21 protein-coding genes are annotated in these 25,573 nt (G+C 69.6%); 10 read left to right on the top strand and 11 right to left on the bottom strand.

Features of this window, described 5'->3' with window-relative positions:
• Positions 1–35 precede the first annotated feature (35 nt).
• The 3 genes from ACZ6O2_RS24505 to ACZ6O2_RS24495 all read right to left on the bottom strand — a co-directional run bounded on the left by ACZ6O2_RS24505 (position 36) and on the right by ACZ6O2_RS24495 (position 2,832).
• Positions 36–1,244, bottom strand: a complete 1,209-nt coding sequence (locus ACZ6O2_RS24505) for a helix-turn-helix domain-containing protein (RefSeq protein WP_466024429.1) — start codon at positions 1,242–1,244, stop codon at positions 36–38.
• Between the two features lie 603 nt (positions 1,245–1,847).
• Positions 1,848–2,141 carry a hypothetical protein gene (locus ACZ6O2_RS24500; protein WP_466024428.1) on the bottom strand — a complete coding sequence of 98 codons (294 nt, stop codon included), beginning with the start codon at positions 2,139–2,141 and terminating at the stop codon, positions 1,848–1,850.
• A complete protein-coding gene (locus ACZ6O2_RS24495; RefSeq protein ID WP_466024427.1) occupies positions 2,113–2,832 on the bottom strand; it encodes a helix-turn-helix domain-containing protein in 720 nt (239 codons plus the stop codon). Before ACZ6O2_RS24495 ends, ACZ6O2_RS24500 begins: the two co-directional genes overlap by 29 nt.
• 215 nt (positions 2,833–3,047) lie before the next feature.
• On the opposite strand from ACZ6O2_RS24495, the gene ACZ6O2_RS24490 reads away from it, so the two are divergent.
• Positions 3,048–4,637: a peptide-N4-asparagine amidase gene (locus ACZ6O2_RS24490; RefSeq protein WP_466024426.1), complete on the top strand. Its 1,590-nt coding sequence runs from the start codon at positions 3,048–3,050 to the stop codon at positions 4,635–4,637.
• Positions 4,638–4,904: 267 nt separating this feature from the next.
• Here ACZ6O2_RS24490 and ACZ6O2_RS24485 read toward each other — a convergent pair whose 3' ends face one another.
• The 3 genes from ACZ6O2_RS24485 to ACZ6O2_RS24475 all read right to left on the bottom strand — a co-directional run bounded on the left by ACZ6O2_RS24485 (position 4,905) and on the right by ACZ6O2_RS24475 (position 7,131).
• On the bottom strand, positions 4,905–5,636 hold the full coding sequence (locus ACZ6O2_RS24485) for a hypothetical protein (RefSeq protein WP_466024425.1): 732 nt from the start codon (positions 5,634–5,636) through the stop codon (positions 4,905–4,907).
• Positions 5,633–6,346: a hypothetical protein gene (locus ACZ6O2_RS24480; protein WP_466024424.1), complete on the bottom strand. Its 714-nt coding sequence runs from the start codon at positions 6,344–6,346 to the stop codon at positions 5,633–5,635. Before ACZ6O2_RS24480 ends, ACZ6O2_RS24485 begins: the two co-directional genes overlap by 4 nt.
• 71 nt (positions 6,347–6,417) lie before the next feature.
• Positions 6,418–7,131, bottom strand: a complete 714-nt coding sequence (locus ACZ6O2_RS24475; protein ID WP_466024423.1) for an ABC transporter ATP-binding protein — start codon at positions 7,129–7,131, stop codon at positions 6,418–6,420.
• A gap of 132 nt (positions 7,132–7,263) precedes the next feature.
• Here ACZ6O2_RS24475 and ACZ6O2_RS24470 point away from each other — a divergent pair, with 132 nt between their 5' ends.
• Both ACZ6O2_RS24470 and ACZ6O2_RS24465 read left to right on the top strand, forming a co-directional pair.
• Positions 7,264–8,136: a sensor histidine kinase gene (locus tag ACZ6O2_RS24470; protein WP_466024422.1), complete on the top strand. Its 873-nt coding sequence runs from the start codon at positions 7,264–7,266 to the stop codon at positions 8,134–8,136.
• A gap of 2 nt (positions 8,137–8,138) precedes the next feature.
• Positions 8,139–8,804, top strand: a complete 666-nt coding sequence (locus tag ACZ6O2_RS24465) for a response regulator (RefSeq protein WP_466024465.1) — start codon at positions 8,139–8,141, stop codon at positions 8,802–8,804.
• A 430-nt stretch (positions 8,805–9,234) separates the two neighbouring features.
• Here the strand turns inward: ACZ6O2_RS24465 and ACZ6O2_RS24460 are convergent, their stop codons facing one another.
• From ACZ6O2_RS24460 to ACZ6O2_RS24450, 3 genes are read right to left on the bottom strand one after another with little or no spacing between them, the layout of a single operon-like run.
• Positions 9,235–10,974, bottom strand: coding sequence for a multicopper oxidase family protein (locus ACZ6O2_RS24460; protein ID WP_466024421.1), 1,740 nt, complete (start codon positions 10,972–10,974; stop codon positions 9,235–9,237).
• The gene (locus ACZ6O2_RS24455) at positions 10,971–11,423 is read right to left on the bottom strand and encodes a DUF6220 domain-containing protein (RefSeq protein WP_466024420.1); all 453 of its coding nucleotides are present in this window, start codon (positions 11,421–11,423) and stop codon (positions 10,971–10,973) included. Before ACZ6O2_RS24455 ends, ACZ6O2_RS24460 begins: the two co-directional genes overlap by 4 nt.
• 9 nt (positions 11,424–11,432) lie before the next feature.
• Complete coding sequence (locus ACZ6O2_RS24450) at positions 11,433–12,422, bottom strand: carboxymuconolactone decarboxylase family protein (RefSeq protein ID WP_466024419.1); 990 nt, start codon at positions 12,420–12,422, stop codon at positions 11,433–11,435.
• Positions 12,423–12,565: 143 nt separating this feature from the next.
• Here ACZ6O2_RS24450 and ACZ6O2_RS24445 point away from each other — a divergent pair, with 143 nt between their 5' ends.
• The 6 genes from ACZ6O2_RS24445 to ACZ6O2_RS24420 all read left to right on the top strand — a co-directional run bounded on the left by ACZ6O2_RS24445 (position 12,566) and on the right by ACZ6O2_RS24420 (position 22,883).
• Positions 12,566–13,696, top strand: a complete 1,131-nt coding sequence (locus tag ACZ6O2_RS24445) for a sensor histidine kinase (protein ID WP_350709739.1) — start codon at positions 12,566–12,568, stop codon at positions 13,694–13,696.
• Positions 13,697–13,852: 156 nt separating this feature from the next.
• Entirely contained in the window at positions 13,853–14,575 is a 723-nt protein-coding gene (locus ACZ6O2_RS24440; RefSeq protein ID WP_466024418.1) for a response regulator, read from the top strand.
• Between the two features lie 247 nt (positions 14,576–14,822).
• The gene (locus tag ACZ6O2_RS24435) at positions 14,823–16,109 is read left to right on the top strand and encodes an erythromycin esterase family protein (RefSeq protein WP_466024417.1); all 1,287 of its coding nucleotides are present in this window, start codon (positions 14,823–14,825) and stop codon (positions 16,107–16,109) included.
• Between the two features lie 943 nt (positions 16,110–17,052).
• Positions 17,053–17,772, top strand: a complete 720-nt coding sequence (locus ACZ6O2_RS24430) for a hypothetical protein (protein ID WP_466024416.1) — start codon at positions 17,053–17,055, stop codon at positions 17,770–17,772.
• A gap of 3 nt (positions 17,773–17,775) precedes the next feature.
• Entirely contained in the window at positions 17,776–18,615 is an 840-nt protein-coding gene (locus ACZ6O2_RS24425; protein ID WP_466024415.1) for a cobalt transporter, read from the top strand.
• A 68-nt stretch (positions 18,616–18,683) separates the two neighbouring features.
• The gene (locus tag ACZ6O2_RS24420; RefSeq protein ID WP_466024414.1) at positions 18,684–22,883 is read left to right on the top strand and encodes a LamG-like jellyroll fold domain-containing protein; all 4,200 of its coding nucleotides are present in this window, start codon (positions 18,684–18,686) and stop codon (positions 22,881–22,883) included.
• Between the two features lie 79 nt (positions 22,884–22,962).
• Here ACZ6O2_RS24420 and ACZ6O2_RS24415 read toward each other — a convergent pair whose 3' ends face one another.
• Together ACZ6O2_RS24415 and ACZ6O2_RS24410 are read right to left on the bottom strand one after the other, a co-directional pair.
• Entirely contained in the window at positions 22,963–23,793 is an 831-nt protein-coding gene (locus ACZ6O2_RS24415; protein WP_466024413.1) for an alpha/beta hydrolase, read from the bottom strand.
• Between the two features lie 248 nt (positions 23,794–24,041).
• Positions 24,042–24,257 (bottom strand): hypothetical protein, encoded by a 216-nt coding sequence (locus ACZ6O2_RS24410; protein WP_466024412.1) that lies wholly within the window; start codon positions 24,255–24,257, stop codon positions 24,042–24,044.
• Positions 24,258–24,562: 305 nt separating this feature from the next.
• Here ACZ6O2_RS24410 and ACZ6O2_RS24405 point away from each other — a divergent pair, with 305 nt between their 5' ends.
• A complete protein-coding gene (locus tag ACZ6O2_RS24405) occupies positions 24,563–25,339 on the top strand; it encodes an alpha/beta fold hydrolase (protein WP_466024411.1) in 777 nt (258 codons plus the stop codon).
• Positions 25,340–25,573 lie beyond the last annotated feature (234 nt).

Raw genomic sequence — 25,573 nt, 5'->3', positions numbered from 1 at the left:
GGTCGGTCTGCCCGCCGCAGTAATGTCCGATGTGGTCATCTGACCGTTAATCTGTCATGCAGCGCGGTGACCGCGGCCAGCTTGCGGGCGCGGGGTGGCACTGCAGCGATTACAGCCTTGGCGGCGACGTTGACGCTTTCGAAGCGCACGGTAGCGTCTAGGTCGTCGAGCACGCTGGTGGCGTAGGCGGTGCCGCCGGTGATGTCGCCGTCGATGACCAGGCACCGGGCTCGGTGCAGCATGATTTTGGCCCGGTCGCGCGGCAGGTCCGTGTCGTAGAGGCTCAGGGCGCGGTCCTGGGCGGCGTAGGCGGCCGTGGTGTCCCGGCGGGCGGTGTGCACATACGACTCGGCGTACCGCAGCCGGACCTCCGGCCAGCCGAATAATGATCCCCGATCGGCGGCAACCTCACTGGGGACACGCTCGGTGAGATCGGCCAGATGCCGCAGCGTCGTCAGAGCCACCGGGTCGCCGAGGTCGGCCTGGGTCTGCGCCAGTCCGCCCAGCAGCACGCAGGACGCACTGTTCGGGGAAAGGTGCTCGCCTAGCCGCTCCTGCGCCAGGGCAAGGGTTTCGCCTGGCCGGCGGCCGACGTTAGGCCCGTTGGTCACCGCCCACGCGCGCACCCACACTTGCGCGGCCGGGTCCCCGGATTGATCTGCGGCGTCAATGGCGGTGTGCCACCAGCGGCGGGATTGGCGGCGCTCGCCCATATTCGACCATGCGAGCGCGGTGACGCCGGCCAGGTATCCCGCCGAGCGCAACAGGTCGCGTCGATCGGCATCGGCACCGTCGGCAACATGCCTCTCGAGCACAGCCGCGTCGGCGAGCAGATCACGCAGCAGTTGCGCGGGGGGAGCCAGATAGTGGCTGGCGCCGTAGTCTGCTATCGCCTGCCGCCACCACTCGGCGCGGGAGCGGCGGCCGACCGCGTCATGCAGACCGGTGCGGATCGATTCGACAGCGGCCAGCGCGGGAACGGCGCCCAACAGACCGGCACCGGCACCGCGCAGCAACTCAAGCACTTCTCGGCGTTGCACGTCCTCACCTCCCACATCCAGGACGTGGCCCTTGTCGGCCAGCGCACGCTGGTACGCCTTTACCACCGTCGCAGTGGCCGCCCGATCACCACGCTCCACGTTGGACAGATGGCTGTAGGAGATCCCGGTGCGGTGCGCCATGCCTCGCATCGAAATCCCCGCCTTCGCTCGCTCGGCGCGCAGGGTCTGCCCATCGATAAGCATGCCAGCCTCACTTTACCCGTAGCCCTGGTTTGAATACGGCCGAATATCACTCGCCATAGATGCGCCCGCAGCGCGCAGGCGCTGACCAAAGGTGCAGTTACCAGACCTTGCCGTGCATTGTGGACACGAGTTCAGAAGCTCAAGGCGCTACGCCTTAGATGATCACGTCTGTCAATATGTGCTCCAGCTGTCGGCGGCGAGGGTCGAGGGGCCTGGCAGTGGCGCCAGGCCCCTCGGCGGGGGCAATGCCTAACCGTGGACGCGCAGTTCGTGGATGCGTTTTGCCCCGTCGGTCGTCTGGGGTTGGGGTCTAGACGTTCAGGCTCGCTCATGGCGAGACAGCGTTGTCATGTGCGCAAAAAGTTTCGACCACGGTCGATGAAGCTGTCAAGAAGAAAGGGCACAAGGGAAACGCATCTGCTACCTCGCCCACGCGGCCCGTAGCGGCCACCACACGGGCAGTTCGTAGCCCTTGGTTGCCGAAGTGGGCCACCCACTGGTTGTCCGCTGCCCGGAAGCTTCGGGCTCCGGACTCTCACCCCGGCATGGACCAACGACCCGTGCACGGTTGGGCGAGACATCACCCGCGGCGAAGAACTGCCTTCACCGGCTGTGGGGTCTGGCTGGTAGGGCCTTGAGCGGCCGGGCGGTGTGCTCGGTGCGGTCGTTGTGCTGATGGTCGGACAGCAGGCCGGCGATGGCACGGATGGTGGCGTCGAAGTTCTCGCGTCGCCCGTGGCGGCGGCCCAGAATCCGCCAGTTCTTGAGGTGTCCGGTGACGTGCTCGACGTGGATGCGCTGTGAGGGGTGCCGTCTGCGGGCTGCGTCGTGCGCGGCGGCGACGCTCGCAGGCAGCGATGTCTGACGTTTACGCGGCTTGGGCCTCGGGGTGATCACGGCTCCGCGGGTTTCGGCGCCCAGTTATTGGTAGCCGGCGTCGCGAGGACCTGGACCTGGAGCGGGCACGTGCAGGAGGAGGTCGACGAGGCCCCGCGGTCCGGGCCTGGGTGAGGTCGTGCATCGAGCCCGGACGGGTCTCGCCGCAGAACAACAGCCGGCCGATCGGGTCGCAGATCACGAGGGCCTTCATCGTGTTCAGCCGGGCCTTTCCGGACACGAACCGGCGCCGACCCGCCCGGCCCTCGACGGGGCGGCGTACCCGCACTTCGGTGGCGTCCATCAACGCCCGTGGGTGGTGGCCCAGGTAGGCCACCACGTCGGCGAGGGTGCGCAGCCGGACGCCGTCGTGCGCCCGGCAGCCACGCTCGGCCAGCAGTGGCCGCACCTGCGCGACGCTGCGCGTGATCGTCGATCGGTGCACCCCGAACCACGCGGCCACCACATCATGAGTCAACCCGTGCCGCAGGTGCACCAGCGTGGCCAGCAGGCGGTCAGTGAACCCGAACCGGTGCTTCGCACCAGCACCGATGCTGCGACGACGTGCTCGCGCGGCGAGCCGGTCACTGTGAAGGGCCTGCCACCGCGGCGCCAGTTCAGCGACCAAGCCCTCAATCACCTGCCGGGACAGCCCTGTCATCCGACGATTCATCATGATCGCAGCACCAACCATGACGCGAACAGCGATCATCGACAGTCAAAGGCTCGCGACCGTGCACAGGTCGTCAGGCCGGGTGCGTTGCGCGGCTCCATGTCGCCGTACCTGCATCCGCGAAGACCGCTCCAACGCTCAAACGATCACCCTGCTTGCCGAGCTCGACTGGATTGCGGTGTTGAACACTATGAATACGCTTCAGATTCGACACCAATCCGGTTTTCGGGCCAGCCGACCTACAATCCTAAACTATGAGACGTTTTGCGACCGCTGGTGCGGCGGCAATGGTCATGCTGCTAGGGGCCGGATCTGCCGCACACGCCGCCACCCCACCCCCAGAGTTCGGCACCGATTGGGACGACCCGCGCACGGCCACTCCGCCGATCGCCAAGCCCGGCGGGCCCTCGTGCACCGTCCGAATTGTCAACAACGAGTTCGTGAATTTCGACCCTTTCGTCGGCTCGTATGCCCCGCCCGCTGAGTGTGCCGGTCCGTGGCAGATGGTGGTGCTGACGTTGCACGGCGCGGTGATGGGCCGTCAGTTCGACCGATTGGGCCGCTTAGCGCTCGGGGATACAACCATCTTCAAGACGTCCACCCCGGAGCCTTCGGCCGACGGTATCGCGTGGACGGTCGAAAAGGATGTGATCGCATACTCTGACCTGCTGGCGGGGCCCCAGCAGGTGACGATGTGGCTCGGCAACGTCGTCGACGACACCTACACGGGCATCCTGGACATCCAGGTGGACCTGACGTTCTACCCCGGCAGCAGGCCCACGGGAACCCCCGACGACGTGCTGCCATTCGCCGGCGTCACCAGCGACGGTCCGGATAGGACCGGAAGCGTGACGGTCGCCCGCAATACCGAGCGCCTGGTCGCCGAGGTCTACGCGACTGGCTCCGGCGGCGGCTGCGAGGAGTTCTGGTACCTCACCGCTCCCTCGTCCACCGGCTACTCCTGCCCCGCGGACAGCGGCCCCTACCGTGAGGTGCAGGTGCTCGTCGACGGCACCGTCGCGGGCATCGCCATGCCCTACCCGCACATCTACACCGGTGGCTGGTCAAACCCATTCCTCTGGTATGCCGTACCAGCCCCACGCGCCTTCAACGTCATGCCCATCGCCTATGACCTTAGCCCGTTCGTCGGCCAACTCACCGACGGCAAGCCGCATCAGGTGCGCGTGCGCGTGCTCGGTGTCCCGGCCGGACAGAACGGCTGGGAGGTGCCGACGAACTTCCTCGCATGGCGTGACGTCAACTCCACCCAGGTGACCGGCGCCCTGCTCGCCTCGCGCGTGTCCGATCTGGACATGTCGGTGACGACAAGCGCGAACGAGGTCAACGTCACGGCGGCACACGAGTTTACGGCCAACGGCTACGTGCAGACCTCGCACGGCCGCGTGACCTACAACGTGCGTCGCACGGTCGGGAACACCTCGCACCACACGTGGGGTGCGCAGGAGAACCCCGACGCGCTCAAGGCGGAGTGGACCGACAACTCCACCGTCGTCGCCGCCGGTCACCAACCCTCAGTGACCGTCAACAATGCACGGTATGCCATCGACGGCTCGATCAGCGTCTCCGCAGAGAACCGCGTCACCACGACGTTGACGGCGACCGACGCCGCAATCCACTCGACCGTTGGATCGGGCCCGTCCAGCCGTTGGACGCTCGACGACACGTTCACCGGCACGGCGAGCTGGACCCTCGGCGTCCCACGCCCCGACCGCCACGCGACGGGCACCTCCCGCCAGCGCTACCAGCTGCACGGAGACGCCTGCTACGACCACACGCTCGCGACGGTGAACGGCTACTTCACCGAAGACAGCTCAGGCTGTTGACCCTTCGCCGAATAGCAGGAGGAGCGTCCATATACGTCCGTCGGCGTTGGGGGTGGCGTGTGTCCGGGCGACACGAACCAATGCCCCCACCGCCGATGACGATCGGCAAGACCTTGAAACTCACGCACGTTGAGTCGCCTTGGGGACCTCTTCGGGTTCGCCGAAGAGGTCCCGGAGCAGGCAGCGCTGGCCGGAAGATTGCTGGTGGGATCCGAGCCCCAGCTCCCAGGAACCCTGCCGACGCAAGCGCGACCGTAGCCATAGCATTCATGGGTCGTGCCGGATGAATCGTGCGGTAGCGATGCTCATGATTAGGACGATCCACGCGAGGGCGATGAGAGCGCCGGACCCTGGGGTGAGTACGGTGTCCGTGTTGTCGTAGAGCTGTGCGACGGCGCGGTCGGGGAGCCAGCGGGCGTGTTCGGTGACCCCGGCGAGCACGGGAGAGACGATGAGCACGAGGCTGAGCGTTCCGACGAGTGCGGGCACGAGGTGTCGCACGAGCAACGCGACGGCGTGGGAGAGCAGGCCGATCAGCGTGAGGTGAGCCGCCGCGCCGGCAGGGAGCCAGGGCTCGCCGTCTACAGGAGGCGGGGCGTCTGTCAGATGCTGCGTTACCGTGGCGGCGGCGAGGCTTGCGCCGATACTCACTGCCGCCGTGACGGCCACGACGAGGAGCGCGGCAACCGTCTTGCCGGTGACCAGCAGGCCACGGTTCGGCACGGACGTGAGGGTCGTGCGGAGCTGGCGGCCGGCGTGCTCGTGCGTGGCGGGCAGGATGCCCAGCAGAACGAACCCTGCCTGCACGAACGGCATCGTCTGGAGGGTGATGTCGATGGCTGATGCCTGCGCGCCCTGATCGGCTGCGGAGGCGGCGAGGGCTGCGGCGATCGCGATGCCGGTGAGAATCGTGCCGATGACGGTGAGCGTCGTTGCGGGCAGGGTGCGGAGCTTGTCGAGCTCGGCCGTGGTGACGTTTCCGATGCGCACGAGATTCACGCGTCTCGGCGGCGGAAGACGACTGCGGCGACGATGAGCAGGGCGAGTGTCCAGCCACCCATGACGAGCGCGCCTGGTACGGCGTCCAGCCCGCCCTCGACGGTGTAGAGGCCGCCGAAGAGCCTACGGCCGGCCATGTCGGGAAGCCAGTGCGCGAGCGGGGTGAGGTTCGTCAGCAGCAGCGAGAACGACACGGCAGAGCTGTTCACGATGAGAACGATGAGCGGGATGATGCCGCTGCGGGTGAGCACCGTGATCGCAAACGCGATGAGCCCGGTGAGAGTCCAGTAGAGGGTGCCGCCGATACAGCGCGTCACCGCTTCGTCGAGCGTAACGGTCTCGGTTCCGGCCTGGCCGATGACGGCCCGTGCGATGCCGACGGTGATGGGCAGGGTGACTGCGGCGACCACTGCGACGAACACGACGATGGTGGCCGCCTTCGCCGTGAGCAGACCCACCCTGCGCGGGGATGCGGTCAGGGCCGCAGTGATCTGCCGGCCGCCGCCGGCATCGGTGCTGTTGGCCGTGTACTCGCTGCTGAAGACGATGACCCCGATGACGACCGCGCCGACGGTGCCCAGCGGCATCGCGGCGAACGCCGTCTCGAACGGGGAGGTGAACGCTCGCGTCTCCGGCTGGCTCGCGTCGAGCGCGGCACGAGTCGAGAAGGCGTTCAGTAGCGTGATCGCGACCGATCCGAGCAGCGCCACCGCAACCCCGGCCCACGCGGCGGGCAGGGTCGCGGTCTTCCGCAGCTCCGCTGCAAACGTGTTCCATGCGTTCATCGCCCGACCCCGCTTCCGCCGCCGGTGAGGGCGAAGAAGGCGTCCTCCAGGCTGCCGTACCCGACAGTCAATTCCGCCAGGGTCCCGGCCTTGACGATCCGACCGCCGGCGATGACGACGAGATCATCGGCGAGTCCTGCGACCTCACCCATCAGGTGGCTGGACAGCAACACGGTGCCACCGGCGTCAGCATGACGGCGCAGCAGCCCGCGAACCCAGCGGATGCCCTCCGGGTCCAGGCCATTGACCGGCTCATCCAGCACGAGCGCCTCCGGCTCGCCCAGCAGCGCCGTCGCAAGCCCGAGCCTTTGACCCATGCCCAGCGAGTACCGGCCGACGCGGGCCCTGCCGGCGTCGGCCAGTCCGACCTGTTCCAACACTTCCCCGATGCGGCGGCGCGGGATGCCGTTGCTGCGCGCCACCCAGACCAGGTGGTTCCGTGCCGTGCGGGAGCGGTGCGCGCCGGAGCCGTCGAGCATCGACCCGACCGTGCGGAGCGGATTACGCAGGCTCCGGTACGGGCGGCCGCCGACGAGGGCACTGCCGCCATCGGCGCGGTCCAGCCCGAGCAGGATCCGCAGCGTGGAGGACTTACCCGCGCCGTTCGGGCCAAGGAACGCGGTCACCCGCCCCGGGCGCGCCTCGAAGCCGACGTGGTCGAGAACGGTGCGGGAACCGTGGCGTTTGACGAGTTGTTCGACCAAGAGCATGACCAACATCTCAGACCGATCACGTCGCGCAGGCATCGGCCCCGAGTCGGGACTTCGCCGGGATCCTCTGACGGTGGTCTGTCAGACCCGGGTCTGATGTGCGCGGACGGCCAGAAACCTAGACTTGGACAAGTGGAATCCACCGATCGGCCCGTGCTGCGCTCACGCGTGTGGCTGATCGCCGCCCTCCTGCTCGCGACCCTTGTCCTCGCGCTGTCGACCATCGGCATGAGCCGGCCGGCCGGAACCCTTGCCGTCCTGCTCGCCGCCGCCGGCTGCGCTGTTTCGGTGCTGGCGTGGGCGCTGCTGCGCACCCGCCGGCAGCGGCGCATCTACGAGGACGAACTGACCGCCTGGGCAGCCGAACGGGCCGCGCACGCCGAGCGGCTGCGCATCGCCCGCGACCTGCATGACCTCGCCTCCCACGGGCTCGGACTCATCACCGTCCGCGCCGCCGCCGCACGCACCCTCACCGGGCCGGCCGGTGACGCGGAACGCATAGCCGCGCTGACCGACATCGAACGCGCCGGCCGCCAGGCCACCACCGAGTTGCGCCGGCTGCTCATGGTGCTGCGCACCCCCGGCGACGACGCGCCCCTGCGACCCGCCGAGACCCTGGACGACCTTCCCCGCATCGTGCACGCCGCCCTCACCAGCGGAGTTACCGTGACCCTCGACATCGGCGACATCGGCGAGATGTCCGCAGGCGTGCAGCTCACCGTGTGCGCGATCGTGCGCGAGGCCCTCGCCAACACCGCCCGGCACGCCGGGCCCACGGGCGCCCACATCGCCGTTCATCGCGACGATGACGCGATCATCGCCACGGTCGCCGACGACGGGCCCATCCCCGGCTGGGTGCCCCACCCCGGCGCCGGGGCGGGCCTGGCAGGTCTACGCGAGCGCGTCGGCGCGTTGGGCGGTAGCTTGCATGCCGAACGCGCCGGCCACGGGTACCGAGTCACCGCACGCCTGCCCGAGACCACTGACCGAGCGGGACGCCGATGACCATGCCCATCCAAGTGCTCGTCGTCGACGATCAACCCCTCATCCGCCACAGCCTCCGGCTCATCATCGACAGCGCACCCGACCTCGTTGTCGCCGACGAGGCGGACAACGGCGAGGCGGCCGTCGCCCGTGCCAGGCAACTGCGCCCTGACGTCGTGCTCATGGACATCCGTATGCCCGGCGGTGACGGCATCGACGCCACCCGCCGCATCACCGCCGACCCTGCCTTGACCAGTATCCGCATCCTCGTGCTCAGCATGTTCGAGCTGGATGAGTACGTTCACGCCGCACTCCGAGCCGGAGCCAGTGGCTTCCTCCTCAAAGACGCCGAACCTGGCCAGCTCATCGACGCGATACGGCGCACCCATAGTGGCGAGTCGCTGTTCGCCCCGAGCATCCTCACCCGTCTCGTGGAGCACTACCTCGCCCAGTCCGCGCCGAGAGCAGCGCGGACTCAGAGCGTACTCACCGATCGAGAGACCGAAGTGCTCACGCTCGTCGGCCGTGGTTTGTCCAACCAGGAGATCGCTCAGGCCCTCAGCATCTCGATGGGAACCGTGAAGACCCACATCGGCAGCCTCCTGTCCAAGCTGCACGCCCGCGACCGCGCACAGCTCGTCATCTCCGCATACGAACAAGGGCTCGTCTCCACACCCCAACAACGATGAACTCCGGATCTTTCGGCCGTGCTGGCGCCGGTGCGGGCCGCCCCGACCGGGACGGCCGCGATTCAACGGTGACGGCACGCACTTGCTTCAACCCGCACCTCGGTGTGGTGATCGGGCGGAAAGCGCGTGTCTTGCCCGCATGGACATCGGTACCCGGGGCGGCATCGTTGGCGGATGGACACAGGAACCGCCAGCCGGACCGGAAGCGCCGTCTTTTCCGTCGTCCTCGGCGACGGTTGGTTGGTGGGCGCCCGCCCTGGCGCCGCATGAGCGGGCCCGCGGCCTCGACCGGGTCAGCCAGCCGGGCGACGTGACGTCCAGGGCCCGGCTCAGCCGGTGGCGGGACCGCCCGGGCTGTCAGCAGGGACGAGGAGCGTCCTACCGCGCCGTCGAGTCACCTGCCGCGGTCACCGTGGGTTCACAGCCAATGTCACGAGTACATCAGGTGCAGCGTCATCCCGGCGTCGGCGTGCGCCAGGTTGTGGCAGTGGTTGGCCCACATCCCGGGGTTGTCGGCCCGGAACGCCACCTCCCAGACGTCGCCGGGGCGCACGTCGAAGGAGTCCAGCCACAAGGGACTCCCGGTCGCCGGTTTTCCGTTGCGGGTCAACACCAGGACGTGATGCCCGTGCAGGTGCCACGGGTGCACGACCTGGGACCGGTTCACGATCGTGAACCTGACGATGTCGTCGAGGCGTACGACCTGAGGCGGGATGTCGGGCTCGGCCGCGCCGTTGACGGTGTGGGCGTACCGCGGAAGCAGTCCGCGCAGGTCGAGGCCGCGGTCGAGGACGAGGGTGAACTCCTTGTCGAACCGGGACCACGGCACCGGAGAGGCGACGCCGTAGCTGAGCGGATCCAGCACCGGCCATGCGCCGGTCGCCGCCGACACCGGTCCGGTCGAGTAGACCTCGCGTCCGTCGACGAACAGCGCCACCGGCGTGGCGGGCGCGGTGAACACCAGGTCGTAGCGTCCCCCGGCCGGGATCATCACCGCGGTGTCCACGAGCGGCGTCGGGCCCCGCAGGTCGGATCCGTCGATCGCGGCGACCCGGAACGGGGTCCCGGCCAAGGCGTACCGGTGGGTCGTGCTGTCGGTGTTGATCAGCCGCAGCCGCACGGGCACCCCCGCCTCGACCGGCTCCGTTCTCGGTGCGGGCAGCGGAAGGCCGGAAAGGGTGTGCACCGGCACGGCGACGTCGACGCCGGTCACCGGCGCCGGGCGCACCACCAGGACACCATAGAGCCCCTTCCGTACGCCGATGTCGGATACCGCGTGCGTGTGGTACCAGTACGTCCCGACCTGGTCGGCGCGGAACCGGTAGACGAACTCCTGTCCAGGCAGCACCGTCGCCTGCGTCACGCCGGGCACCCCGTCCTGGCTGTTCGGCACGTCGTACCCGTGCCAGTGCAGCGTGACCCCCCGCCCGATGTCCCGGTTGCGCAGCGTCACCTCGAGGACGTCGCCGACGGTGGCGGTCAACTCCGGCCCGGGAACCTGCCCGTTGAACGCCCACGCCTCGACGTCCCTGCCGCTCACGCTCACCGTGGCGGTCCCGGCCGTCAGTGTGAACCGCCTGGTCAGTTCGCCAGCGGTCGGCGCATCCCGATATCGGTGATCATGTGGTACGCCGGGAGCGGCGTCCGGAGTGACGGCCAGCCCGGTCCCGGTCACCAGCGCCGCGACCGCCACCGCGAGGGCCACCCTCGACACCGTCCGCGACGGGCGTGCGCCGAGAGCGCGCCACGTGACCGCGGTCGCCGCGACGACCCCGGCGACCGCCAGCAGTCCGACTCCCGCCGACGCCGGATAGCCGTGCAGGACCGTCACGAGCAGGCCGCCGCTTCCGGCGTATCCGGCGAAGAGAAGCGGGACCGCGACGGAGCGGATGTCGCCCGGGGCCCGCAGCAGCCGCGGCCCGGCGACGACCACCGCCGCGAGTGACAGTGGGGCGGCGACGAGGACCTTCTCCGCCGCGAACCACCAGCCGGCGCGGGCGAGCGCGGTGATCGTGATCGCCCGGGCGAGCGTGGCGAGCAGCGCGAAGGCGGCCAGTCCCAGTGCGAGCGGCCGGTGCCGGGCGGCCGACGCGGCGCCGCCGCCCAGCCACCCGGCGGCCGCGAGGACCGCGATCACCAGGTCGGCCGCGAGCAGCGAGCCGGTGGTCATGCCGGCTCCCCTTCCCGGACGGCCACCGGGGCGGCGTCGGCCGCCGGCAGGTTGGCCAGCCTCCGCGCTGCCTGGTGGACGCTGACCACCACGTGCACCACGATGATGCCGTTGAGCGCGTGCAGCCCGGCGATGGTCAGGCCGAACGGGGTGCTGGCGCCCGCGGCGTCGGTGGACCCGTTCGCGAGCCCGGCGATGAGCGCCTGCACGACGACCAGGCCGAGCGGCAGGGCCGCCAGTCCGACGATCCGGCCCGGCGCCTTCGCCAGCACGGCGAACAGGATGGTGACCAGGGTGAGCACGGGGATGACCGCCATCCCGTTGACGCTGTGCAGCGCATATGCGTCGTCGCCCGCGGGTTTCGTGAACGCGCCCACGGCGGCGAAGATGAACTGCAGGGCGAACGCGGCGAGCGCCAGAGCGCTGACGATGACGAATGCCTTGCGCATGGTGAGCTCCTAGTGGTGAGCCGGGGACAGTGCCTGGGCGACGTGATCGGTGGCCGTGATCGCGCCGTACGCGACCAGCCGCACGAGGTCGGCGTCGTCCGGATGGGAGAGCCGCCAGAGGCCGACGTCGCCCGGGCTGATCGCGCTGGGCGCGAACGCCGCCAGCAGCGCTATCCGCGTGCCGACGCGGTCCACGCCGGGCACGTCCCGGACCAGATCGACGGCCCAGTCCGCGGGCCGGGCCGGGTACCGTCCGTCCTCCCACCGCACGGTGGCCGTGACGGTCCGGCGAGCCACGTCGCCCAGGAGGTCCCCGCCTCGCGTGGCGGCGTCCTTCAGCGACGCGTACGCGACGCCGACCGGGCTGTCCCCGGCCCAGACCGGTGGCGCCGTCGCGCCAGCGTCGAGTAGCGGCAGGCTGCGACCGGGCTCCTTCGGCTCCCGGGCCACCCTGGCGTAGAGCCGACCCCCGACCGACCGCACCAGCGGGGAGCGCTGCAGGCCGCCGGGGAGCAGATCCGGGTCGAGCAGCGCCGAGACGATCCGGTTGATGAACTGGAACGCGAGCAGGGTGCCGGTGACCTCGGGGCGGTACGGGCTGGTCCAGGCGGCGGCCCGGGGACTCCGGCTGGCCTCGGCCCAGCCGACGAGCTCGGCGTGCCTCGGCTCCGGTGGCGTGCCGCCCCGGGCGATGACCTCGGCCAGCTCGTGCTCGCCGAGGGCGTGCAGCAGCATCACGTGGGCATCGACGCAGAACCGGCAGCGGTTGGCCCGGGACACCGCCGACGCGACGAGTTCGCGGTCGACCCGGGAAGCGTCCCCGGCGAGCAGGGCCTCGCGCATCAGCGCCCACGCCGCGGCCTGCACCTCCGGCACGGCCGAGAGCGCCTGGAAGGTGGGCACCGGCCCGAGGAACTCGTCCCGCAGCTGCCGGTAGACCTCCGCGGTGAGACCGGTCGCGGCCTTCGCGGGAACCGGGGTGAAGAAGCGGTATGTCATGGGTTCGATGCTCGCCGCGGCGGGCCGGGAAAACGTCGTGCCGCCGCAGGCACTTGCCCGGCCGCCGATACCGCGTCCGCAGTACGCCTCATCTACCGCGGACGGGGGATGCTCCCTGATGACGGCCGCTCTACAGTTCGATCATGCGCCGCGATCTGCCGTACGCCCTCAGCGGCCTCGCCCTCGGCGGCCTCCTGCTCGGCAACGCCGCGCTCGCGCCGGACGCCGCACCGGTGCGGGCGATCGACGTCGCCCTGGTCCTGGTCATGGCGGCGACCCTGGCCGTGTGCCGGCGCTACCCGGTGGTGGCGTTGAGCGTGGTGACCGCCGCCATGCTGGCCCTGCACATCCGGGTGCACGCCGGGGTGTACGCCGCGTTCCCCGTCCTCGGCACGGTCTACCTGGCCGCCTGGCGAGGGCACCGAGCGGCCGCCGCTCTGGCCAGCCTCGTCTTCCTCGGCGGCTTCCTGGCCCGCGACGTCTCGGCCGCGCCCGCCGACCGGCCCAGCCAGCAGATCGCCGAGCGGACCGCCCTACTGCTGGGCTGGTTCTTCGCGGCCAACGTCGCCGGGCTCGTCGCGCGGCAGCGCCGGGCCTACCTGGAACAGGTCGAGCAGCGGGCGATCGAGGCCGAACGCACCCGCGAGGAGATGGCGTTGCGCCGCGCTGGAGAGGAGCGCCTGCGCATCGCCCGGGACCTGCACGACTCACTGACCCACAGCATCTCCGTGATCAAGGTGCAGGCCGGGATCGCCGTGCACCTGGCCCGCAAGCGCAACGAGGAGCCGTCAGCCGCGCTGCTGGCGATCCAGGAGGCCAGCGGCGCCGCGATGCGGGAACTGCGGGCGACGCTGGACGTCCTGCGCTCGCCCTCGGACGCGGACCGCGTCGGACTGGCCCGGGTGGACGAGCTCGCCGAGCGGACCCGGGCGGCCGGCGTACCGGTACAGGTGACCGTCACCGGTCAGCCGCGGGACCTGCCCGCCGAGGTCGACCAGGCCGGGTATCGCGTGGTCCAGGAGGCGCTGACCAACGTGGCCCGCCACGCCGGCCCCGCCACCGCCCGGATCCACATCGAGTACGCCCCGGCGCAGCTCACGGTCTCGGTGGACGACGACGGCCAGGCGTCGCCGGTCCGGCCGGTGACACCGGGGGTGGGCCTACGCGGCATGCGGGAACGGGTCACCGGGCTGGGCGGGACGCTGCAGGCCGCCGCCCGCGACAGCGGCGGGTTCGCGGTACGGGCCACGTTCCCGCTGGGCGGTCCAGCATGACCGAGCGCTTGCGCGAGGTCCAATCAGCTCAGTCCGTCACGGATCGTGGCGGCTCCGGCCGGAGGGAGGAGTCGGCGTGACCGAGCGCTCGTGCGAGGTCCAATCAGCTCAGTCCGTCACGGATCGTGGCGGCTCCGGCCGGAGGGAGGAGTCGGCATGATCCGGGTCCTGCTCGCCGACGACCAGGCGCTGATGCGGGCCGGATTCCGGGCGTTGCTCGACGCCGAGGACCACCTGGAGGTCGTCGGCGAGGCCGCCGACGGCGCTTCGGCCGTCGAGCTGTCGCGGCGCCTGCGGCCGGACGTCGTGCTGATGGACGTGCAGATGCCGGGACTCGACGGCATCGAAGCCACCCGGCGCATTGCCGTTGCCCCCGACCTCGCCGCGGTCCGCGTCCTCATCCTCACCAACTACGGGCTCGACTCCTACGTCTTCGCCGCACTCCGCGCGGGCGCCAGCGGCTTCCTCCTCAAGGACGCCGACCCCGCCGACCTGCTGCAGGCCGTCGACGTCGTGGCTCGCGGCGATGCGCTGCTGGCCCCGGCGGTCACGCGTACCCTCATCAGCGAGTTCGTCGCCGGCCCGCCGCCGGCTGACCCGGCGGCCGGACGCGACGTGCTGACCGCCCGCGAACAGGAGATCGTCGAGCTCGTCGCCCGGGGACTGACCAACGACGAGATCGCCGAGCGCATGGTGATCAGTCCGTTGACCGCCAAGACACACGTCAACCGGGCGATGACGAAGCTGCACTGCCGCGACCGTGCCCAGCTGGTCGTGTGGGCATACGAGTCGGGGCTGATCACGCCGCGTCGCCGACGACAGCCGGTCGGCGGCATGCCAGGCAGTTGGTTTCGGCCTGGTAAGCGTCCGGCACGGTGAACCAGTCGGATCCGCCGAAAAAACGTCACCGAGCGGAAGCCCTGGCCGAAGCGGTACGGCTGACCGTCATCTGCCGCTCCTCGGTCTCGTCGACCGCATACCCGACAGGACACTCGAAAGGTGCCGCGCACCGGACGTGCATCCGGACGTCGAGGGACGCGGGTCCGGATGCTCGCATGGCCGACGCCTGGCCGGGTACGGCAGGGGCTGTGACCGCAGGCTGGGACCTGACGCGGCGGGGGTGAGCATGGGACGCTACGACGACGAGGTGGTCGGGCTGGCAGCTCCGCTGGCGGACCCGGGCGACCTGGACGTGCTGCTGGACCGGATCGGGGACGCCCGGGTGGTGATGCTCGGCGAGGCGAGCCACGGCACGCACGAGTTCTACACCTGGCGCGCGGCGATCACCCGGCGGCTGATCGGGGAGAAGGGCTTCTCATTCGTCGCCGTGGAGGGCGACTGGCCCGACTGCGACCGGGTGGACCGCAGCGTCCGTTGCCAGGCCGCAGCGTCCAGCGACCCGCGGGACGCGCTCGCCACCTTCGAGCGCTGGCCGACCTGGATGTGGGCCAACGAGGAGATCATCGACTTCACCCGCTGGCTGCGTACCCGCAATGCGGGGGTGGAAGAGCCCAACCGCGCCGGGTTCCACGGCCTGGACGTGTACTCACTGTGGGAGTCGCTGCGAGAGATCATCACCTGGCTGCAGGAGCACGACCCGGAGCAGGTGCCGGCGGCGCTGGCCGCGTACCACTGCTTCCAGCCGTACGACGAGGACCCCCAGCAGTACGCGCTGGCAACCCGATTCGTGCCGAACAACTGCGAGAACGAGGTGGTGGACCTGCTCGTCGGACTGCGCGAGCGAGCCATGACCGACGGCCCGGGCCGCTTCGGGACCTGGCAGAACGCCGAGATCGTCGCCGGGGCCGAGCGCTACTACCGGACGATGGCGCGCGGTGGCCGGCAGTCGTGGAACGTCCGCGACCGGCACATGGACGACACCCTCGACCGGCTGCTGCGGCACTACGGGCCGGGATCGAAGGCGGTCGTCTGGGCACACAACACCCACGTCGGGGATGCCCGCGCCACCGACATGGCCGACGCCGGGGAGGTCAACATCGGCCAGCTCGCCCGGGAGCGGTACGGTCCGGACCAGGTCGTCCTGGTCGGCTTCGGCACCCACCACGGAACGGTGGTGGCCGGTGACGCCTGGGGCGCGCCGATGGAGGTGATGCCGGTGCCACCCGGCCGCCGGCACTCCCTGGAGGAGGCCCTGCACAACGCCGCCCCCGCGCAGGCCCTGTTCGTCTTCCCTGGCGACGGCAACCCCGACGTGCTCACCGACGAGCTCGACCACCGGGCGATCGGAGTCGTCTACCACCCCGAGCGGGAGAGCATCGGCAACTACGTACCGACGGTGCTCGGCGACCGCTACGACGCCTTCTGCTGGATCGACGAGACCCGGGCGGTCCGACCGCTACGCGTGCCGCCCACCAGCCTGGCCGAGCCCGAGACGTATCCGTCCGGCGTCTGAGGACGGCGCCGCGAATCAGATCCGAGGGCCGTTTGCCGTCGGACGCCTGGAGCAGTCGCGCGGGCCCAGCCAGAGTCAGGCGGGTGAGGGCGTCCTCGCGCAGGTACACGTTTCTGGGATGTTCGACCTGGTTGGCGAGGGCGTACTCCTGGGGGAACCGGCAGCGGTGGTAGGCGGTGCCCTGGTTGTACTGGCCCTTCATGCGTCGGTCGCAGGCGGCGCAGTAGATCATGCCCGTCGAACCCTCCGGGTAATTCCTTCTGCCTTCGGGTTGGGTACGGACACCGGCGGCGTGCTGATGCGCCCGCGCGACGGTCGAGTCGACGCTGACGTCCCAAGCGCAAGGCGTACGCCTTCATGATCTCCTGCGTGGTGCGGTTGCCGGCCGCATCCCATGGTTCGAGCTTCAGGGCGACGTACCCGTCGGTGTCCGCCAGCTCGGGGTGGCGGACGGTCACCTCGTGCCGCCCGTCGCCTTCGAGGTCGACGTCCTGTGCGGCCTGCCACGATCCGCCCCCGTCGACGGACGTCCAGACCTTCAGACCGGCCAGGCGCGGCGATCCGGTGTAGCCGGCCGCTCGTGACGTGATCTGCATATGCCGCCGGTGGCGCCCAGTGAAATACCGCTACCCGCCCTGACCGATCGGGAGGCCGCCCAGCAGGGGTGGAAGGTCCTGAGCAAGCCGCGCTGCTGCCCGCCGCGCCACCCGGGTCGTGCAGGCCATCCTCGTCGACCGCCCCACCGGCGCCTCCGTGGCCGGGCGCACCTATGACCTCCAAGCCGCCGAAGGCGTCCGCTACCCACGATGACAAGGGGCTCATAGTTTCGTAGTCCGGCAATCTCTCCGTAAGGGTTCGCTCAGTTCCCGTGACCTCGTTGGTCATGTGCGGCCACAACAGTCATTGCGCTTCCGGTTGATCTCCAAGCGAGTGAGAGTCTGTTGTGTCTGCCCTGAGCCGTGCCCTACGCCACGCCTGGCGTTGCTTCTGCGGCGTACTCGTACTGGTGCTGATGGGGGTGCTGGTTCCGGATTCGGCCTCGGCGCATCCGTTCGGTGCCCCACAGCAGATCGTGGTCGCAGGCGAGGGCGATCACGATGTGCGGGTCCGCTGGCTTGTCGGCGGTACCGATGACCTGACCCTGCTCGGCATCGCCCTCGGCGTGCTCCCCGAGGACCGGGTGATGCTGGACGGTGCGGTGATCTACAAGGCCTCCGACGCTGAGGCGTTGGCTGGGGCTCCCGAGTTCGCCGGGTACCTGACCGAGCGGATCAGCGTGACCCAGGACGGGCGGCCCTGCGAGGGCGAGGCCAGCGTGGCCGGCGACCTTGCCTCGGGCGGCGCCGCTGTGCTGTTCACCTGCCCCGAACCGGTGAGCACGGTGACCGTGACGTCGCGGATGCTCACCGACCTGCACGAGGCCTACCGGACGCTCGCCAGGGGCCCTGATGGGCAGAAGGCGGTGTACGACGCCACGCACGAGTCGGCGGACTGGACCATCAGCGCCGGCCCGGGCACCGGTTCCCGCCCCGCGTCCACCCGGACCGCCGCCGCGGTGTCTGCGAGCGGGAGTGCCCTGCAACTGTCGGTCGTCGGGGGCGTCCTGCTGGCCGCCGGAGCGGCCGGGACTTTCTGGTACCGCCGGCGCGGACGAAAGGCCTGAACCGTGAACGCCACCACCAGCGTCGGCACCGCAGCGGCACCCCTCGGCTCCGGCCCCATGGCCCTTCTCGAGGTCGATCTCTTCGGAGCTGCTGCCTTCGGCGACCGGCTGATCGAGACGGTGCAGTCGCCGGGTTTCGTGCCGGTGGCACTGGTGATCGCCTTCGTGGCTGGGGCTGCGCACGGGCTCGCTCCCGGCCACGGCAAGAGTCTCGCGGCGGCGTACCTGATCGGCTCCCGGGGCCGGGTCCGCGACGCTGCCTGGCTGGGCTTCTCGGTGGCCGTGATGCACACGGTCTCGGTGCTGGCCATCGCGGTCGCCTGGACCTTCTTCTCCCTCTCGGACCTGGTCAGCCTCGAGCGACTGACCACCGGACTGCAACTGGCGGCTGGGCTGACCGTCGTCGCCGTGGGGCTCTGGCTGCTGCGACGCCACCTGCGTCGACACGGCCACGCGCACAGTCACGCGCACGACCACGACCACGGCCACGACCACGGACATGGCCACACCAGCACATCCCGCCCGGGTCTCCTCCTCCTCGGCATGTCCGGCGGCCTGACGCCCTCGCCGGCGGCCTTCCTCGTGCTGGTGACCGGCATCTTCGCCGGGCGGGCCGGGTTCGCCCTCGTCCTCGTGGTCTGTTTCGGCCTCGGGCTCGCCGCGGTGCTCTTCACCGTCGGCCTCATGGCTTTCACCGGCCGCTCCCTCGTGACGCGCGCCGCCAAGTCCCACGTCCTCCTGCAGCTGGCCACCCGGGTAGCCCCGGTGCTGGCCGCCTGCGGGATCACCCTCATCGGCGTCGGCATCTCCGCCGCCGCCGTAGCCGGCCTACCCGGCACCTGACCTGCTCCCTCGGCCTCCCGGCCAGCCTGCCCACAACAGCAACAGATGACCCCCGAAAAGGAGATGTCGTGACCACACGACTCCATCCGCACGCCCGGAGGTGGCGCCGCCTGAGCGCGGCCGCCCTCGGGCTCGCGGTGGCCGGCGGCGCGCTGATGTCGCCCGCCCAGGCCGCTCCGACCCTGCTCGGCACCAGCCAGGCTGCCACAGTCCCGGCGGCCGACGTGCTCGACGTCGCCTTCACCGGCGGCACCACCACCGACCGGGCCCAGGGCCTCGCCCCCACCACCTGGGGCGCTCCGAGCTACGCCACCGACGCGGAGTTCGGCCACGACCTGCTCAAGGTGGACGGCGTCGACGACGCGGTCTCCTTCGACTTCACCAACCAGTGGAGCAAGTTCTCCACCGGCTTCGCCATCGAGTGCGTCTTCCGGGTCGACGCCACCATGCCGGTGAGCCCCGAGAAGGACCTCTGCTCCGACAAGGAGGCCGGCGGCTTCTCGATCTACGTCAACGGCGGCAACCTCGGCACGATGGCCCACATCGGCGGCGGCTACAAGTCGCTGCTGGCTCCGATCAGCGGTAACCGCTGGTTCCACGCCGTCTCGGTCTGGGACGGCCGGACCCTGAGCCTCTACCTCAACGGGCAGCTGGCCGGCTCGACCGCGGCCACCGGTACGCTCACCCCGCCGGCGTCCGCCGCGCGCCGCTTCGTGATCGGCGCCGACGCCGCCCCGACCGGCGTCGGCCAGTTTGCCCCGCCCACCTCGTTCGCCGCGAGCAAGGTCTGGAGCACGGGACTGACCAGCGCTCAGGTTGCCGAGCTGGCGTCGGCCTACAACACCAAGCCGCCCGTCCCGGCGGCCGACGTCCTCGACGTCGACTTCGACGACGGCACCCCGAAGGACGACGCGCAGAACCTCGCCGTCACCATCCACGGCGACCCGGCGATCGCGCAGGACACCGCGGTGAAGGCGCGGGTCGCCTCCTTCGACGGCTCCGACGACGCCTACTCCTACGCCTTCGGCGACCAGTGGAGCAAGATCAGCACCAAGGTCTCCATCGAGTGCACCCTGAAGTCCAACGGCACCCTGCCCAACAGCGGTGAGCACTCCGTCTGCTCGGAGAAGGAGGGCGGCGGCTACTCGATCGTGATCTACGGCGACAAGCTGACCTTCACCGCGCACGTCGGTGGCGGCTACAAGTCGGCGCAGACCCAGATCGTTTCCGGCCGTTGGTACCACGCGGTCGGCACCTGGGACGGGCAGACGATCCGGCTGTACGTCGACGGCGTCCTCGCGGCCGAGGCACCGGCCGCCGGCGCGCTCGGGCTGCCCGGTGGCGCCGCCCGCAACGCCTTCTACATCGGCGCCGACGCGGTCAACCAGTTCTGGGCTCCGGCCTCGGTGCTCAACACCCGGATCTACTCCAAGGTGCTGAGCCTCGACGAGGTCAAGGCGCTCAACATCGCCGCTTTCGGCGACGTCCGTGACGCGGGCGTTGCCGTCACCTCGACCGTCCCGGCCGAGGGTGCCCACCTCCGCAGCCCGACCGAGCTCAAGATCACCGTCACCAACCAGGGCAACGCCACCGGTTGGGGGTACCTGCTCGACGGCGCGCCGGTGCAGGTCGGCCAGGAGATCGGCGCCGGCCTGAAGTCCGGCAGCCACACCCTGCAGATCTCGGCGACGGACGTCTTCGGCAAGCCGATCAGCAAGACCGTGAGCTTCACCTCCGACGCCATTCCGGCCAGCGGCGGCACCGACGTCGGTCAGGGCAGCGGCCGGGTGACCCTCTCCGCGATCGCCCACAATCCCGACGGCGGCGAGGTCACCACCACCTTCAAGCAGGCCACCCCGAGCGTCCCGACCGGCGGCGTCCAGGGTGTCGTCCCGGTGATGCCTTCGACGTTGGACTTCTCCTACAGCGAGGGCAGCCAGATCGGCACCGCACCACGCCCCGACGGCAATGCCATCGACAGCCCCTCCACGGGCGACATCCCCTTCCAGCGGTACGACGTCCAGGTACCGGCGTCGGCCGAGCGTCGCCAGATCCTGTGGAACGGTGTGGTCGACCCCGCGCGCGCGGTCTCGCTGCACGCCTGGAACAGCACCACCCAGGCGTGGACCGAGCTCGCCACCGCCCGTGGCCAGGCCGAGGGTGAGACCGCGCTGAAGGCCGTCGTCCGGCCGGAACTGGTCGACAACGGCGTGGTCCACGTCCTGGTCACCGGCCAGGACCCGTTCGCCGACGACCTGGCGCCGCGCGACGCCACCGCCGGCGCCCCGGCCAACCGGGACCACTTCGGGGACCCGTCGACCTACGACTTCTCGCTGGCCCACTTCACCGACACGCAGTACCTCGCCGAGGGCGCGGTCGGTGGCACGTACGACGACTTCGACGGCATCGACGAGCCCAGCGACAAGATGACGATGGAGGAGCAGGCGCTCTGGGCGAAGTCCTACCGGGACACCACCCAGTGGCTGGCCGACAACGCCGCCAAGCGGAAGATCGCCTACACCGCGCACACCGGTGACATCACGGAGAACGACTACTACGACCCGCTGGCCACCGATGCCAACGGCAACCTGCTCCGCCCCGGTCTGGACGAGCAGGTGACCAAGGAGTTCCAGTTCACTGCCGAGGCGCAGCGCACCCTGGACGCGGCTGGACTGGTCAACCAGGTCGTCGCGGGCAACCACGACAACCAGGGCGGTGCCGAGACCGGCCCGAACTCGCGGTTCAACCGGTACTACGGCCCGGAGCGATACTACGAGGGGTCCAAGCTGTGGCCGGCCGAGTACAAGGCGTCGTACCACGCCTGGGACGAGACCACCGATGCCTCCGGCGCCGTGGTCACCCGCGGTAAGGACAACCAGAACAACTACGTCCTCTTCTCCGCGGGCGGTCTGGACTTCGTCGCGGTGGGCCTCTCCTACGGCGTCACCCAGGCCGAGGCCGACTGGGCCAGCTCGATTTTCCGGCGGTACCACGACCGTAACGGCATCCTGCTGACGCACGCCTACATCGCCCCGTCGGGTAAGCCGGACGGCCGAGGCGCCAACTTCTCCACCGACGGATCGCGGGCGTTCTCGAGCATCGTCGCGGCCAACCCGAACGTGTTCCTGGTCCTCGCCGGTCACGAGCACGGCGTCGGCACCAACCTCAAGACCGGGGTCGGCGTCACGGTCGAGCACAACGTGGTCGAGCTGCTCGCGGACTACCAGTTCTACAAGATGACCGCCGGCGAGCTGTGGCCGGAAAAGGTCGACGCCAAGGGCAACCTCGACCTCGACGGCGACGGCACCGTCGACCACAAGAAGGACGACCTGCTGCAGTTCGGCGCCAGCTTCCTGCGGCTGCTGCAGATCGACGTCGACCGGGCCCAGATGAGCATCGACACCTACTCGCCGATGCTCGACAACTTCGGTGCCACGGAGTACGACGACCGCAAGCGCTACAACGGCGCGGAGGACAACATGGTGCTGCCGATCGACCTGTCGTCGCGGAAGACCAGCTTCAGCACCGACAGTCTGGTTCTGGTCACGCCGACCGACACGGTGATCGGTCAGGACACGGTCAAGTCCGGCTGGCCTGCCACGGTGAACTGGAGTGGCCTGACCGAGCGCGAGCTCTACGCCTGGACCACCACCAGCCGCACCGGCGACGGTGACCAGGTGGGCTCGGTCGACCAGTTCGGCGGCATCTTCATCGCCACCGCCGCCGGCACGGACGTCACCGCGCCGGTGCTGACCGTCGCGGCCTCGACCTCGGTCAAGCAGGGCCAGGCCTTCGATCCGCTGGCCGGGGTCACCGCGGTGGACAACACCGACGGCGACGTCACCGACCGGATCCAGGTGATCGGCACCGTCGACACCGCGACCCCGGGTAGCTACCCGCTGACCTACCTGGTTTCCGACACCAACGGCAACCAGGCGGTCGCCAACCGGGTCGTCACCGTCACCCCGGCCGCGACCGTGGAACTCACCCCGACCTCGGTCCGGGCCAACGACGTGCAGGTCAACTGGAAGCAGACCTTGAAACTGACCGCGGCCGTCACGCCGACCAAGGCGACCGGCCCGGTGCAGTTCATGATCGGTGAGGACGTGCTCTGCGAGGCCCCGGTCAAGAAGGGCATCGCCTCCTGCACCGTCAAGATGCTGCCCAACCCCGGCACCCACAAGGTGCGGGCGGTCTACGGCGGCGACAAGACCCACGCGGCGTCGTACGACGAATTCATTCTGACGGTGGTCGATCACAAGCGCTGATCGAGGGGTTCAACGGGGGACACCCCGGAGCGGGGCCGGTCACATCGGGCCGGCCCCGCTTCACGTCGTACGCCCGGTACTACGACTTCCTGGCGGGCCAGGCACCGGTCGCGGCCGGCCAGCCGGCGTGCTCCACGGCCCAGGCCAGGACGTGGTCGGCGACCTCCTCCCACCCCCTCTGCGCGGGCAGCAGGTGCGCCATGCCTTCGTATTCCTTGATCTCGGTGATGGTCTTCGACGACTTGTAGTGCTCGGCGTTGGACCGCTGCACACTCGGCGGCATGAGGTGGTCCTCGCTGCCGGAGACGAACAGTAGCGGCGCCCGGTTGTCGTTGTGATAGTCGACGTGGATGTCCTGCGGGCCGGGCTGGAAGTTCGCCAGCACGCTGTTCCAGAGGATCCGCCCGGATGCCGGGATGTGGTACCGCTGGTAGAGATCGAGGGACGCTTCCTCGGTGAAGGTGTTGGCGAACGTGTACTTCCACTGCTCGGGCGTCAGGCCGACGGCCTTGTGCCGGTTCGCCGGGTCCTTCAGCACCGGGAACGTCGACTTGATCTGGGACAGCGGCGTGACGAGCACGCCCTCGGTCGCCGCGGAGTTGAGCGCCACGCCCGCGGCGCCGAATCCGTGGTCCAGCAGAACCTGCGTGAACGCACCGCCCGCGGAGTGGCCGATGATGATCGGCGGCTCGTCGAGGGCGCCGACCACCGACTCCAGGTGCGAGATGATCGCCGGGGCTGTCACCTCCTCGATCGGCGTCGGGTCGGCGTTGAGTGCCTCGACCTCCACCTCGAATCCTGGGTAGGCGGGCGCGATGACGTGGTAGCCGGCCCGCTGGTAGCGGTCGATCCAGTGTTCCCAGCTGCGCGGGGTCACCCAGAAGCCGTGGACGAGAACGATGGTCTTCATGCGGGGCGGCCTTTCCGGCGAGGTATTCGATGTGCTGAGTTACACCAATTAGACCGAATAGCTCGGCGGGATGTGACAGGAACGAATCAAGGCGGCCTTGGGCTCGGGGCCGTCTCCAGACGTGGCCGGGCTGGTGTACATCGCTGCTCTTGAGCTGGAAGCCGTGATCTGGTGGCGCAGCGCCAGGACCTCTACGCCCTTGTCCCGGTCGCTGATCGGAAGCAGCCGCAGCAACGCGAACGCGTTCGTCACACCGAGACAGGCGTACAGCCCTCAGGCGGCTGGACGACCTCGATGACGACACGACCGCGTTCGGACGGCTCCGGGTCTGGTTCGCAGATCACCCGGCCGAAACCGAGTTCGGAGGCAGCCTGGTGCGGCGTGTCGGTGTGGCCGTGGTCAATGGATGGCGTATCCGGTTCGGTGGGACGGCGACGCGTGGTACAGGCGTTCTTCACCACCATCCCGCTCGCGTACGCCCACGTCCTGACCGAGGGCGCCGGCATCCCACTCGCCGGGTCCGCCGTCTCTTCGCCCAGGGGCTCCAGTCCACCGACGGCTCACCGGCGTCCGGATTTCCCGCGAGCCGCGCGGTGTGGTCGTCCGACCGGATCTGCCGATGAGCAGACGGTCGCCCCGCGCCGGGATCCAATAGGTTGACTCTGATCAGGTCAATCCGACCGACCAGATTCCCTGTCACCGGGGGCCACGTCGGCCCCGGGGCAGTGATGGGCGATCGCAAAGATGTGCGGGAGGCTGTACGACTGCCATGAGCTCTGCACGATCACCTTCCGAGCCCCTTTACTTCACCGAGCGTGGATCGGGGCCGCCCCTCCTGCTCGTGCATGGGTTGATGGTCACCGGCGAGATGTTCGAGCCGGTGATAGAGCACTTCGCCATCCGGCATCGCGTGATTGTTCCCGACCTGCGCGGCCACGGGCGGAGCCGGGGACTTCCGCCGCCGTACGCGGCGACGCAGCTCGCATCTGACCTGTCGCAGATGCTCGACCATCTGGGCATCGGCTCCGCCACCGTGCTCGGCTACTCGCAAGGCGGTGCGATCGCGCAACAACTGGTCCTCGACTTCCCCGGTCGATGCGACCGTCTTGTGCTCGCTTGCACCTTCGCGTTCAACATGGCGACCCGTCGCGAAAAGGTTGAGGGTCACCTCGTGCCGCTGATGCTCCAGATCCTCGGCATGCGGCTGTCGGCCAAGTTGGTCGTCTCACAGGTGGCACCCGAGCTCGGCAAGGAACGTGCCGACTGGCTCGCCGCCATCATGGCGGACCAGGACCGCAAGTTGATGGTGTCGGCCTGGAAGCAGACGATGGCTTTCGACAGCAGGCGCCGGCTGGCGGAGATCGCACGTCCGACGCTCATCATCGCCGCTTCGGACGATCAAGCGGTACCGATCCACCACGCGAGGATGCTCCACGACGGCATCGCTGGTTCCCGGCTGGTCATCATCGACGATGCTGACCACGCGCTGATCTGGACGCACTCCGACGTGTTCGAGCGTGTGACCGACGACTTCCTCGGGGCCTGATCGGGCAAGGTCCGCGGCCAGATGGGCTGCCGTCCAAATTTGTCTGTCCTGACGGAGCGGGCGGCCGATTGCAGGGCGACAGGTGAGAGGATCGGCGCGCGGTGTCACATCCGGATCTTTGACATCCTCTCCGCCCTAAAGGACTCCGTTGGGAAATCCTCGATAGCCGTCTTTCGGTGCGTTGACATGATTGTCGGGTCTGCTGGGTGAGGGGTTCGTGTGTCGCTGGAGTGG

Source organism: Micromonospora sp. NPDC048040 (assembly GCF_055587185.1).
This window is presented reverse-complemented; position numbering and strand designations above follow the sequence as displayed.